This window comes from Chryseobacterium sp. UYP7 (genome assembly GCF_056279225.1).
Genome location: NZ_JBWBQW010000003.1, coordinates 205,043 through 217,255, shown reverse-complemented (window position 1 = coordinate 217,255; position 12,213 = coordinate 205,043). Strand labels below are relative to the sequence as shown.

Below are 12,213 nucleotides of genomic sequence, written 5' to 3'. Positions count from 1 at the left end.
TACTATCAGAGGATGGATTTAATCAAAACGATCATCATTGCGATCATCGAAGGACTTACCGAATTTTTGCCTATTTCATCTACCGCGCACATGGGTTTTACTGCCGCATTAATGGGTATGGAAGAAACAGAATTCCTAAAAATGTTTCAGGTTTCCATTCAGTTCGGGGCCATTTTAGCCGTAGTTGCTGCTTACTGGAAAAAGTTTTTTGATTTCCAGAATTTTAAATTTTACTATAAATTGGCTTTTGCCGTGATCCCAGCCTTAGTTCTGGGCTACTTGTTTGATGATAAGATCGAAGAACTTTTAGGAAATCAGGTCGCCATTTCGGCCGTATTGGTTATTGGTGGGATCGTTTTACTATTCGCAGATTCCTGGTTCAAAAACCCTACGATCAAAGACGAAAAAGATATGTCCATTAAAAAAGCCGTGATCATCGGATTTTGGCAGTGTCTGGCGATGATGCCTGGAACGAGCAGAAGTGCCGCCTCAATAATAGGTGGAATGACGCAGGGATTAACCCGAAAAGCCGCTGCAGAATTTTCATTTTTTCTGGCTGTTCCTACGATGTTGGCCGTTACCGTTTATTCTATTTTCGTAAAAACCTGGGGCAAAGGAACTCCAAACCCTATGAAGGGATATGAAATGATTTTATCCTCCTCCGAAAATATTACCGCGTTCGTGGTCGGAAATGTTGTTGCATTTATAGTGGCGCTGATCGCGATTAAATCATTTATAGGATTGCTTAATAAATACGGTTTCAAGCCTTGGGGTTGGTACCGGATCATTGTGGGAATAGGCTTGCTGATTTATTTTACACAGTTTCAATAATTTTTTTTGGGCAGCTTTTTCCGTCCTCTGTTCCCGCTTTTTGTATTGTTGTCTTCGTCTACGCTCCGACAACAATACAAAAGAGCTCCACTCAGGTCGGGCTGCAACTGGGAAATATTTACCAAATTTAGTTTTCAAAAATGACCGATACCGATTTTTTAGAAGGACAAATTATTCTACTTGATAAACCGCTCGACTGGACCAGTTTTCAGGCGGTTAACAAACTGAAGTATAAACTCAAGCGCGAATTTAATCTTCCAAAAAAATTTAAAATTGGTCATGCCGGAACTTTAGATCCACGCGCAACCGGTTTACTCATTGTGTGTACTGGAAAATTCACTAAAACAATTCCTGCCATTCAAGATGCGCCAAAAGAATATTTGACGGAAATAAAGATCGGCGTTCAAACAGAATCCTACGACACCGAAAAACCCGAGATCCTGCAGCAAGATATTTCGGCGATCACAGAGGAACAGATCAAAGAAACACTCCATAAATTTTTGGGCGAAATCGATCAGAAACCGCCCATTTTTTCCGCCATTAAAATTGAGGGAAACCGCGCTTATGATTTAGCAAGAGCCGGAAAGGAAGTCGAGATGAAAACCCGCAAAACAACCATCAACTATATTATAGATATTCAGATCGAATTACCTTTCGTGAAATTTACGATTGGTTGTTCCAAGGGAACCTATATTCGAAGTTTAGCACACGATATCGGACAGGAATTAGGCGTTGGTGCCTATCTTACCAATCTTCGCCGGACAAAGATCGGAGATTTCACTATAGAAAATGCAAGTTCAGATTATCTGGAAAATGAATATAAATTTGAAAATTTCAATCCTCAATAAAAGATTTTAAAGTTCATTCAAAAAGTATAAATTGTACGATCAATTGTACTATTTGTGCATAGTTAAAATAAAAACATTCAATTTCAATACATGAAAAAACTATACTTTCTGCTTTTATTTACTTCCGTACTTGCTTTTAGCCAGGAGCAAAAGGAAAAGAGACCAATTCAAGGATTCTATTTCAGTCCGGAGATTAGTGCTGGATTTAATCTTTCAAACATCATCAAAAGCAATCGCGACAAAGAAACCGATCCAAATTACCTTTACAACAATGATTATCCAAACGATTTCTCCTACGGAATTTCTGCAGTTGCAGGTTATAATTTTATTCCAAACCTTTCTTTAGGTGGTGGATTGAAATATACGTACACTGCAGATAATTTTCACATCGTGTATGGGATCATTCAACCTAAAATATTGTTTAATCTGGATGATGATCCTTATTTTATTGATCTGACATATGGTTTCCAGTTGAATAAATCTGTAGTCGATAATGCTGATTTTTGGGGAATAAAAGCAGGAACCTTAATTTCTTTCAGCAAAAGATTGAGTCAGCAGGCCGGATTTTATTTTGAAGGACAGCAACTCGGAAATACAGGAACTGTTTTTGTAGGCGTTTTTTATGGTATAACTTTGTTCAGTAATAAAAACTTTAATAAGTATGGAAAAGACTAGGATCAATAAATACCTTTCAGAAGTAGGATACTGTTCGCGCAGAGAAGCCGACCGTTTGTTAGAACAAGGCAGAATCACCATCAACGGTGCCGTTCCGGAAATGGGTACGAAAGTTTCTGAAGAAGATGAGATCTTCGTGGATGGAGTTTCTATTAAAAAATCAGAGGAAGATAATGTTTACATCGCCTTTAATAAACCTGTAGGAATTGTTTGTACGACCGATACCAAAAGAGAACTGGATAATATAATCGAATACATCAACCATCCAAAAAGAATTTTTCCCATCGGACGGTTAGATAAACCAAGTGAAGGTTTGATTCTTCTGACTTCCGACGGTGATATTGTAAATAAAATTTTACGTGCCCGAAACAATCACGAAAAAGAATACATCGTAAGAGTGGATAAGCCGATCTCTCCAAAATTTCTAATGCAAATGCGTGGTGGAATTCCGATTTTGGGAACCATGACGAATAAATGTGTAGTAGAGCAGATCGATAACTTATCTTTCCGGATTGTTTTAACGCAAGGTTTAAACCGCCAGATCCGCAGAATGTGCGAGTTTTGTGAGTATGAAGTGAAGAAGCTCAAACGCATCCGGATAATGAATATTAAGCTGGATCTGCCCGTCGGAAAATGGCGCGATCTAACGGAGACTGAAATGAAGGAGCTGCGACAACTTCTAAGTGATTCCGATAAGACGGTTAATTAGTAGTTTTAAACCACAAAATTCACCAAAGTTTTGTTTTTTATAAGTTATTTAAAAGAGCAAAAAAGCGTTGTGATTAACTTTCAGAGAAAATCTTAATTGTTAAAAAAACTTTTAATTTTGAAAGATTATTAAGGTTAATCCTGGCGGTGAAAATGTAATTTAAAAAAAATTTAGTATTTCTCTTTTAGATAAAGATAAGCCGTTAAATATTTATTCATCCGTTTAAAATCCCGATCAGTAAGCGGTTGTGTAAATCTTTTTAGATCCATATTATCCTGCAGATCATTCATTTTTACAGCAACCGCAAGCGGTGATTTTTCGGTTTGATGAACAAATTCTGTGTAATCCTGATCCGCCGGCGTTTTGGTCAGACATTCTATCGCAAAAACAATATCATTCGAAAATCCCTCCTGCAACAGATAATCTAAAGAAATTTCGGGGCAGTCTTCGATTACATCGTGCAGGACTCCGACAATCTTTTCATCGTACGTTTTGCCTGCATTCATTACCCTCATCACGTGTCCGATATAAGGCGTTCCGAATTTATCGGTTTGTCCTTTATGGGCTTTTTGAGCAATTCTAATGGCTTTGTTTAACAGTTCGTTTTTTGTCATGATCGAGTTTATTAAAGAAATATTCCGACGGAAATATAAGATGATTTTTTGAAATATAAGGTGGTGGAAAATAAAATTCTGAGAAAATTTTAGAGTGGTTTCGAAAGCAGTTTTACTTTCTTATTAAGCTCCTCCAGCAATTCCAGTTGTTTTTGCTGTATGTCGCAAAGATGCTTATACTGATCAATGACCGATAGATCTACTTTTTCGTGAAGGTTCCGGATTTCAATCTCAGATTTCAGATTGATCATATAATCGTTGATGGATCTTTTGCGGTCTTTTACTTCCTTTCTATTCTGGCTCATCATTATAATTGGCGCCTGAATTGCCGCAATACAGGACAGAATTAAATTCAGTAAAATATAAGGATAGGGATCAAAACTTTTGTTGACCATGATCATTGTATTGTAAATGATCCAGAGCATCAGGATGACACCGAAGATAATGATGAACCTCCAGCTTCCGCCAAATTTGGCAACTTTATCAGAAAGCTTTTCGCCATAAGTCCGCTCTTCATCAGTTTCCTGAATGGTGGTGGTAATCAGTGTTTCCTCCGTTATGGCTTTCTTAATGATTTCGTTCATTTTGTGAAGTTGGTCATCTTCACTTTTTAAAAGGTCCAGAACATATTTTTTATTTTTCATCATTAAAAGTTTTTGCAGGATGATTTTTTAATTGACAATTTTATTGAAGCCAGAATTTTTTCATAAGAACCAGTACAATTAAACCAATTCCCGTAATAGCAATTCCAAATAAGATTTCTGCAACTCTTTCCCATCGCTTTGTCCATAAAATATTGCTGGTTTTTATTGAAGCAAAAGACATCATCACCGAAATGCAAAGCAGAACCGAAACAATACTTGCCACTTCGTCGATGATCGAATTTGAAGTGGCAGAACTTAAATGCAGTGACGTGATGACGATGAGACAGAATCCCAGCAAATTGGCTGCAGTCGGCAGGATATGTTGTGAAGTTTTATTAGACATTTACAGTTTTTTTTAAAAGTATTTTACAACCGAATCCGCAAGCATTTTGGTATTTCCGCCGAAATGATGGTTACCTTTAATGTGATGTAATTGATATTTTTTCAGCGTGATCTCATTTTTTGGAAAATATTTCTCCTCAAAATCACTTAGAACTAAAGTAAAAGGCACATTTTTGATCCGGTTAATTTCGGCGATCACGCTGTAACCGTATTCCATATCCCCCGTGATGTACTCTTTAAGATGAATTTCGAAATCGTTAACCTGTGATGGTCCTATAATGATCAGATCCTGAATATTTTTTTGGAAATCACTGTCGAAACGGTTATAAATAAAAGGAGCGGCATCTGCACCGTACGAATATCCAATGATGATTATTTTCTTGTTTTTTCGATTTTTGATGACTTGTTTCAGAAACGTTTCAGTATCTCTGGACGCTTGATCAGGTGTCTTTTTATGCCAAAAATATTTCTTCGTATTCAGCGCGAAAACATCATAACCATAACGGTGAAGTTCCTGCGCAAATGTTTTAGAAAAAGTGTTGAATCCCGCATCACCACTCAAATAAAAGATCACAGGTTTGTCGCTGTTGCTGTTCCAGACAGAAACCGGAAAAGCCATCGAATCTTTGCAGGAAATAAAAAGCAACAAAGATGTTATACTAAGGAACTGAATGAACTTTTTCATTTTGGTTTTGTGATTTTATTTAAAGCAGCCGGAATTTGCAACAGATCAAAATCATTGCCATAGATCAGGTATTTATTTTCCCACTGATCCGCATATTTTTCTTTAAAATCCCGCAGACTTTGGTAATGTTTAAAGCTTCCGATCCTGTTGTAAACGAATTTTAGAATTTCTTCCGCAGTATTATCGGGTTGCTTTATGCCTCCCAAAGGCGTTAATCCGAGATTAATGTACTGCAGATTCTTTGTTTTCGCATATTCTGCTAATTTTACGATCATGGCATCCATACTTCCATTTGGTGCATTTACTGTTTTCCGAATAAGATCGTAGGTGCATTCTTCTGGCGCAAAATCTGGTATAATATTCAGAAATGCCTCGATTTTTCCCTCTTGATCTTTAATTACGATAAGATCTTGTTTTTCAATTTCATCGCGATCAAACATTCCTTGTGAGAAAACCATTTCCTCCTTGTCGAATTCTTTCAGCCATTCATCAGAAATACGCTGAATTTCGTTTAGAATTTCTTCGGGTTGTGGACTGTAAAGAATTGCCGAGGTGTATCCTTTTTTGGCTAAAGAATTTAAACCGTTTCTTAATGTTTTTCTGTCTTTTCCTTCTAATTTGAAGGTTTCGGTATTCATAATTGCTTCCTGACCAACAAACAATTTCTGCTTTTTAAAGGATTTGAAGAGAAACAAACTTTGCTCATCGATTCTATAATACACAGATTTTAAGCCGTTTTTCTTACAGTAATCTTCAAACTCCAGGATCATCTTTTCTTTATTTTCTTCGGCACAAACAGGTTCATCCAAAGCAAATGCAAACTGATTCGCAAGTCGGTAAGAAACAAAACCTTCCACTTCTTCAGAGAAATAAAATTGTTTGTCTTTACCAGTTTTAAAGAAATCGAGTGGGGAAGTTCCATACATTTTCAGCAGGTTCTGGGCTTCCTCAAAATCGCTAGAAGTCTCTTCGCCATTCACTAGTTTCCGAATATTAAAAACGGAAAAAATGAGTAAAAGCCAGGAAACAATTCCGAGAAAAAAATTGATGTATTCGAAATCGCGCGCAAATCCAGTTTTTGGGACCAGACCACTATCCTGAAAAAGTAAAAAACTGTGAAGCGTGTAGTACAGCGATTCGCTCCATGTAAAATCAATTCCGAAATGCCGCTTATCGATAAAGTAAAAACTCAGGAAATTAAAAAGAATTACAGCCGCAAAAAGTCCGAGTAGCCAGGAGAAACCTAATCGCAAATATTTTCTGTTCGTTTTTAAAACATATTCCTTCCGGCTCATAATGAGCATGAGAATAATGACTAAAGAAACCATGGCTTCCTCGTAATCAAGAGCTTTAAACATGTTTCCAAAGAAAGAGATCACGGCTAGAATCAGCGCAAAATACCAACCTCGTTTTAATCCCCGCAACAGATAAGCAGCAGTTACGACCAAAAGAATTCCCGCAATTAAAGTCAGTATTTTAGAGATATGAATCGCGTCTTCGGAAAGGTAAATTTTTCCCATTCTAAGCCGGTCTTTCAGTGGTGGCGTAATCACAGAGATAATATTGATCAAACCCAAAATAAAAATGGCAAGTGCCGGCAGAATGCGTGCGATGATCTTTCTTCCGTTCCAGACAAATGCAACAAGTCCCAAAAGAAGCGGAAGCCAAAATTCGAAAACCCGGTAAAGCAGCGTAATTCCTAAACCCTGACTGTGAGAAAATCCAAAATTCGCCAAAATATAGATCAAAGTGAATTCGACTGCACCCAAACCCCGAAGAAACGGAGAAACAAGCATCAATAAAACAGAGATCGTGTAGCCAACTGCAGCCGCCGAAAAAGAGCCGACCGCACCAAATGCAAACATCGCAATGAGTAAATGGAAGATCCCGCAAAATTCTACTAAAATTGAAATGAAAACCGTTAAATAAAAATCTTTTTTATGAATTTCTCCCCCGAAAAGTTCATCGATATTATTGATCTGTTTGGGGAAATGTTTCTCCACAAATCGATAGAAATATCCTTTTGTGCGAAGAGAATTCACGAGCCAAAAAACCAGCGCGATAAAAATTCCGACACCTAATAACCAGGCCCAGGAATTTCCGAAATTTTTGTTGGCAAATGCAGCGTATGCAACCGCAGGAATTCCCACAAGAAAAACCGTAACAATACCTACAAAACCGTATATAGCACTTGCTTTGTGAATATTGTTTTTATCATAATTTTTGCGCTGAAGCTGGCGTGGCGTGTAAGCCAGTGAACTTATTCCACCTGCAGGCAGAAAAACGCTCAAAAAATTTCTCTTTAAAAATAATTCAACAGCATCGGAAAGTTTAAGTTGAACGCCAACCGCCCGGAAACTCGTTATGTACATTAGTGCCTGCAGTAAAACATAAACTCCTGTGAGCATGATTCCGGCAGCGATCCAAAATGGTTTTGCCTGATGAAGTTGGGGTAGAATAGAAGACATTTCTTTTCTTTCGCTCCGGAAAAATACAAAGGCGAGAAATAGAATTAATACAGCGAGAATTTCCTGCCACCGGACTTTTGCAAAAGTTTTTTTCAAAGAAAGGACACTATTTTTAATCATCAATTTTTTCTGTATTTTTTGGTTCTTTAAACTAAATCAGGCGCGAAATTGCTGAACCGGTCAGCATAAAGATTCCACCGGTGAAAATAGTGTTTATCATTTCACCGTGAAAGTGTTTTTTCGTCATAAAAGCGAAAAGAAATGCAACGACCGCTTGAGGAATTACCGTAGAGAAATTAAAAATAGAGTAGTACTTTTCGTTTTCCTCATCCGGCGCAATTTCTCCCACTAATAAATAAGGCGTTGTGCTGATGCTGCTCCAGGCGATCCCAATAAAAACAAATGAAACGGGCAACAAATATTTGGAATGGATAAAAGACATCGACAATAAACCCACTGCACCACAAAAAAGAGCGACAACATGAACTGCATATTTTGAATTTTTCCTTAAAATTTTGTGCAATGCAAACGTTAAGCTTGCTCCTAAAATACTGTATGATGCGAAACAGATTCCGACCCATTTTGTACCGTTTTCAAAATCTAAGCCTTCAATATTACCTGAGTTGGAAAAATATTTAGTAATGGCTGGAGTTGCATAGATCCACAGAGAAAATAATCCCAACCACGTGAAAAACTGAACCAGAAAAAGCGGCGCTAATTTTTTATATTTCAACAAGGTAGAACAATTAAAAAAAATTAAGCAGTTTTAACATTACCTGTTCTTTTTAAAACACCCCAATTTTGAATTTCCCCTTTTATCGCTTTGCGGAACGATTTAAACAAAATGTAATACATTAATTGTCGGTAGATCAGCCGTTGCGGAATCATCCAGATAAGCTTGCTGAACTTTTCTTTTTCGAAGGTAAAAGCGATCGCCGCTCCAACAATATCGACCAAAGAGAAAATAAGATAGTATAAAATAATGTGATAAGGATCCGCGACAATTAATCCTAATCCAGACAGAATTAAACTAACCACCAAGAGTAGATCTGCGAGTGGCGCCAGAAAGGGTAACAAAATTTGATAGAGCAAAATATGGGGTAATGCGACTCTGCCAAAGTTTTTATATTTTTTCCGGAAGATCGCGTCTCTGTGTTTCCAAAAGCTTTGTAAAATCCCAAAACTCCAGCGAAATCGCTGTTTCAAAAATTGCCCGATCGTTTCCGGAGCTTCCGTGTAAGAGATCGCTTCGTTGCACTGCTCGATTATATACCCCAATTTGTGCAATCGCATGGTTAAGTCGCAATCTTCGGCTAAAGTATCGGTCGTAAATCCGCCAGCTTCTACAACTGCTTTTCTTCGGAATGCTCCTAAAGCTCCCGGAATTACGGTGATACAATTCAATAAAGAAAAGGCGCGGCGGTCAAAATTTTGGGACGTAATGTATTCAATACTTTGCCATTTGGTGATCATGTTGATCTCGTTCCCGACCTTTACATTCCCAGCAACAGCACCGACTTCCTCTGGTTTTCCTGCCAGGTAAAAAGTATTCATCAACTGGGAAATCGCATCAGTTTTTAACTGCGTGTCTGCATCAATACAAACGATAAATTCTGATTCTGTTTTTGAGATTCCATAATTTAAAGCAGACGCTTTTCCACCGTTCGATTTTGTGAAAACTTTGACTTTTAAATTTCCTTCGAAGGCTTTTCTAACGTTGTCAAAAGTCTGATCTTTGCTGCCGTCATCCACGAAAACAATATCAATATCCGGATAATCCTGATTCAATAATGATTCGACTGTTCTGATGGCATTTACTTCTTCGTTGTAAGCGGGAACGATAATACTGACTTTCAATCCGGCTGGAATTCCCTTAAATTTTTCACGTAGTTTTTTCTCTCTTTTCGTTTGGATATAAGCCAGAACTCCCATAAAAATCATTCGACTAATGGAAAGAATAATCCCAATTAAGAAAAGCGCATAAATTAATTGACCCATCCAGTAACTCGAGGAAGCGAAAAAGAAATTCAGATCATTTTTCCAGCTTCTTTGTACAGGCGGCATTAATTCCGATTCCGGCACTTTCATCAAATCTGCAACCGTCGTAAAAACGCATCCTTTATCCTTAAAATATTTAATGATCCTCGGCAGCGCATCAACCGTCGGCTGTCTTGTGTCACCACCAGAATCGTGAAGCAGAATAATACTCGCGTTATTTTGAGTTGCAAAACGGATCGTGCGGTTCACAATGGAGTCGGCATTCATTCTGGGATCCCAGTCGTTTGGATCGATGCTTTCGCCAATTGCAATATAATTATCTTTTTTACTTTGAACTAAAGGCTCCAGTTCTTCATAAGTCTGCGGTTCGGAATCGGCATTGTAAGGCGCACGAAAAAGTACGGTAGATTTCCCGGTGATGCATTCGATCAAGGAACGGGTGGTTTTCAATTCTAAAGCGGCTCTTTCCGGAGACATCTTTGCTAAATTCCCGTGAGTAAAAGTGTGATTACCAATTTCAAAACCATCACGGCTGATTCTTTGAACCAGAGGAATGTTCGCTTCTGCGTTTTCTCCAATTAAAAAGAATGTAGCCGGAACTTTTTCCTTTTCTAAAATCTTCAAAATTTTGGGCGTGAATTCCGCGCTGGGCCCATCATCGAAGGTCAGTATGATTTTATGTCCGGGACCGATTCTGCTACTGTCTTCCGCAAATTTCTCGTATAAAAATCCGGAGGGTAACTGCGCGTAATTTTCAGAAGAAATTAAATTTTCATTCTTATCGGCCTCTATTTTTGTTCGTCCCTGTTCCGGAGAATATAAAATATTGATGATTTCTCCACTTCCAATTGCCGTAGGTTTCGTATTGAAATTTGGCGGCATCATTTCTAAAAGCGTGTAGTTGTAAGGATTTTTCTTTAAACTTTCGGTACTTAAATCCCGGGCGTAGAACGACCAGATCCGTGGATCTTCACTTCCTAACCGCCAAAGCGCTGTTCCGGCATTCCGGTAATCATCAGAAAATCTTAAAATATTGTATGCGGTTGCAGCATCTGTAAACCAGACACTGTTTTTGGAAGCGGGTTCATCTTCACTACCAGAAAAATTATAGGCGTAATGAAGGTTGTAAGAATTTTCGTCAAAGTTAATGGCAGATTTAGAAATCTTGGCGCGATCGATTACCTGACTGTAAGTAAGATCTTCCGTCCGGGTTCCATTTTCATCCGTGATCCATCGTCTGCCATAGGCTCCGAGACCCAAAATAAGTTTTTCGGAGGGAATATCTTTAGCGATCTGATCCAGTTGTTTTTCAATCCATTTTTGATCACTTACGGGTCCGGACTGGGAACTGTCGTTGAATTCATCATACGCCATCACGATGAAATAATCGGTGTAATCTTTTAAGTAATTGTGATTGTAATCGGAATTATCTGCCATAATATCGATGGACACAATCAAACCGTTTTGTTTAAACTGCGTGTAGAGATTTTTCATAAAGGCATTCAAATATTCATCTGAATTCTCTTTCATTTCCTCGAAATCGATATTGATTCCCTGCAGCTGATTTGTTTTTAAAGTCGTTATGATTTGACCGATTAACTGATTCTGAAGTTTCTGATCATGAAGAATCGAGTGAAGCAAATCGCCATTAAAATTCCCCTCTTTTCCCGGAACAGAAATAAAATTGTTGAGGATTGGCTGTATGCTTAAGCCATGATGTTTCATGACAGAAAGCGCTTCCTTATCGATTCTGGAATCTAGTTGAAAAGTTTTGGGATTAATGAAAAACCATTCCGGATAAATGGTGTTCAGTTTATCACCATTTGTACGAAGATTGTAAAGAGAAAGCGGCGACCACGGAACATAAAATGCACCACGAATAAGTTTTGCGTCGACCAAATTGCTTTTCGATTTCTCTGCCAGAATTTTCTTTTGTAGAAAGTCTTTAAAACCCTTAAATTTTTTATTGAGCGGAGTCGCGAGGGTGAATTTATTGTCGGGATTGATTTTTGATTCGAATGATTTCCGGATAGAATTCATTTGAGGCATTGAGGGATTTTTTCCTCTTATAACAGCGATCCCTACAATAATCACAATGAAAATAAGAATTGAACCGATTGTGCGCATCGTCCATTGTGTGACTTTATAACGTTTTGCATCGTTCGTTTGAAATACCTGTCTTTCTTTGTCTGGCATTGATCAATTAATTAGTCAACAAAGATAAATCAGTTTGTAAAACTTTGTATTTATTATTTTAGGTGAATGATGCTATTTTTAAATATAGTTGGGTGTTAACAAATGCTTTTATCTATTTTAAGAGAATTTTCGCAACTTTAAGGCATTTTTGAAGAGAAAGGCTTAAAAATCAATCCTGTCTTACTGGCCGATCTGATTTCTGA

At 37.8% G+C, this 12,213-nt stretch carries 11 protein-coding genes; 4 read left to right on the top strand and 7 right to left on the bottom strand.

What is annotated here, in order from left to right; all coding sequences use genetic code 11:
• Positions 1-12: 12 nt before the first annotated feature.
• The 4 genes from ACZ9HT_RS08600 to rluF all read left to right on the top strand — a co-directional run bounded on the left by ACZ9HT_RS08600 (position 13) and on the right by rluF (position 3,063).
• Positions 13-831, top strand: coding sequence for an undecaprenyl-diphosphate phosphatase (locus ACZ9HT_RS08600; protein ID WP_476040067.1), 819 nt, complete (start codon positions 13-15; stop codon positions 829-831).
• A 140-nt stretch (positions 832-971) separates the two neighbouring features.
• Positions 972-1,679 carry a tRNA pseudouridine(55) synthase TruB gene (gene truB / locus ACZ9HT_RS08595; RefSeq protein ID WP_476040066.1) on the top strand — a complete coding sequence of 236 codons (708 nt, stop codon included), beginning with the start codon at positions 972-974 and terminating at the stop codon, positions 1,677-1,679.
• Positions 1,680-1,769: 90 nt separating this feature from the next.
• Entirely contained in the window at positions 1,770-2,354 is a 585-nt protein-coding gene (locus tag ACZ9HT_RS08590) for a hypothetical protein (RefSeq protein ID WP_476040065.1), read from the top strand.
• Entirely contained in the window at positions 2,341-3,063 is a 723-nt protein-coding gene (rluF, locus tag ACZ9HT_RS08585) for a 23S rRNA pseudouridine(2604) synthase RluF (protein ID WP_476040064.1), read from the top strand. The genes ACZ9HT_RS08590 and rluF overlap by 14 nt, the downstream gene beginning before the upstream one ends.
• Before the next feature lie 170 nt (positions 3,064-3,233).
• On the opposite strand, the gene ACZ9HT_RS08580 is transcribed toward rluF, so the two are convergent.
• The 7 genes from ACZ9HT_RS08580 to ACZ9HT_RS08550 all read right to left on the bottom strand — a co-directional run bounded on the left by ACZ9HT_RS08580 (position 3,234) and on the right by ACZ9HT_RS08550 (position 12,010).
• Positions 3,234-3,677, bottom strand: coding sequence for a phosphohydrolase (locus ACZ9HT_RS08580; RefSeq protein WP_476040063.1), 444 nt, complete (start codon positions 3,675-3,677; stop codon positions 3,234-3,236).
• An 89-nt stretch (positions 3,678-3,766) separates the two neighbouring features.
• A complete protein-coding gene (locus ACZ9HT_RS08575) occupies positions 3,767-4,324 on the bottom strand; it encodes a DUF1003 domain-containing protein (protein WP_476040062.1) in 558 nt (185 codons plus the stop codon).
• A 37-nt stretch (positions 4,325-4,361) separates the two neighbouring features.
• Entirely contained in the window at positions 4,362-4,664 is a 303-nt protein-coding gene (locus ACZ9HT_RS08570; protein WP_476040061.1) for a hypothetical protein, read from the bottom strand.
• 12 nt (positions 4,665-4,676) lie between these two features.
• Positions 4,677-5,348 (bottom strand): AcvB/VirJ family lysyl-phosphatidylglycerol hydrolase, encoded by a 672-nt coding sequence (locus ACZ9HT_RS08565; RefSeq protein WP_476040060.1) that lies wholly within the window; start codon positions 5,346-5,348, stop codon positions 4,677-4,679.
• The gene (locus ACZ9HT_RS08560) at positions 5,345-7,936 is read right to left on the bottom strand and encodes a phosphatidylglycerol lysyltransferase domain-containing protein (protein ID WP_476040059.1); all 2,592 of its coding nucleotides are present in this window, start codon (positions 7,934-7,936) and stop codon (positions 5,345-5,347) included. The genes ACZ9HT_RS08565 and ACZ9HT_RS08560 overlap by 4 nt, the downstream gene beginning before the upstream one ends.
• A 31-nt stretch (positions 7,937-7,967) precedes the next feature.
• Positions 7,968-8,552 (bottom strand): MFS transporter, encoded by a 585-nt coding sequence (locus ACZ9HT_RS08555; RefSeq protein WP_476040058.1) that lies wholly within the window; start codon positions 8,550-8,552, stop codon positions 7,968-7,970.
• 20 nt (positions 8,553-8,572) lie between these two features.
• Entirely contained in the window at positions 8,573-12,010 is a 3,438-nt protein-coding gene (locus ACZ9HT_RS08550) for a trifunctional glycoside hydrolase family 18/polysaccharide deacetylase/glycosyltransferase family 2 protein (RefSeq protein ID WP_476040057.1), read from the bottom strand.
• Between the last annotated feature and the right edge of the window lie 203 nt (positions 12,011-12,213).

Coding starts and splice junctions, on each gene's coding strand:
- ACZ9HT_RS08600 (WP_476040067.1), top strand. CDS start 13: ATGGATTTAATCAAAACGATCATCATTGCGATCATCGAAGGACTTACC.
- truB (WP_476040066.1), top strand. CDS start 972: ATGACCGATACCGATTTTTTAGAAGGACAAATTATTCTACTTGATAAA.
- ACZ9HT_RS08590 (WP_476040065.1), top strand. CDS start 1,770: ATGAAAAAACTATACTTTCTGCTTTTATTTACTTCCGTACTTGCTTTT.
- rluF (WP_476040064.1), top strand. CDS start 2,341: ATGGAAAAGACTAGGATCAATAAATACCTTTCAGAAGTAGGATACTGT.
- ACZ9HT_RS08580 (WP_476040063.1), bottom strand. CDS start 3,677: ATGACAAAAAACGAACTGTTAAACAAAGCCATTAGAATTGCTCAAAAA.
- ACZ9HT_RS08575 (WP_476040062.1), bottom strand. CDS start 4,324: ATGATGAAAAATAAAAAATATGTTCTGGACCTTTTAAAAAGTGAAGAT.
- ACZ9HT_RS08570 (WP_476040061.1), bottom strand. CDS start 4,664: ATGTCTAATAAAACTTCACAACATATCCTGCCGACTGCAGCCAATTTG.
- ACZ9HT_RS08565 (WP_476040060.1), bottom strand. CDS start 5,348: ATGAAAAAGTTCATTCAGTTCCTTAGTATAACATCTTTGTTGCTTTTT.
- ACZ9HT_RS08560 (WP_476040059.1), bottom strand. CDS start 7,936: ATGATTAAAAATAGTGTCCTTTCTTTGAAAAAAACTTTTGCAAAAGTC.
- ACZ9HT_RS08550 (WP_476040057.1), bottom strand. CDS start 12,010: ATGCCAGACAAAGAAAGACAGGTATTTCAAACGAACGATGCAAAACGT.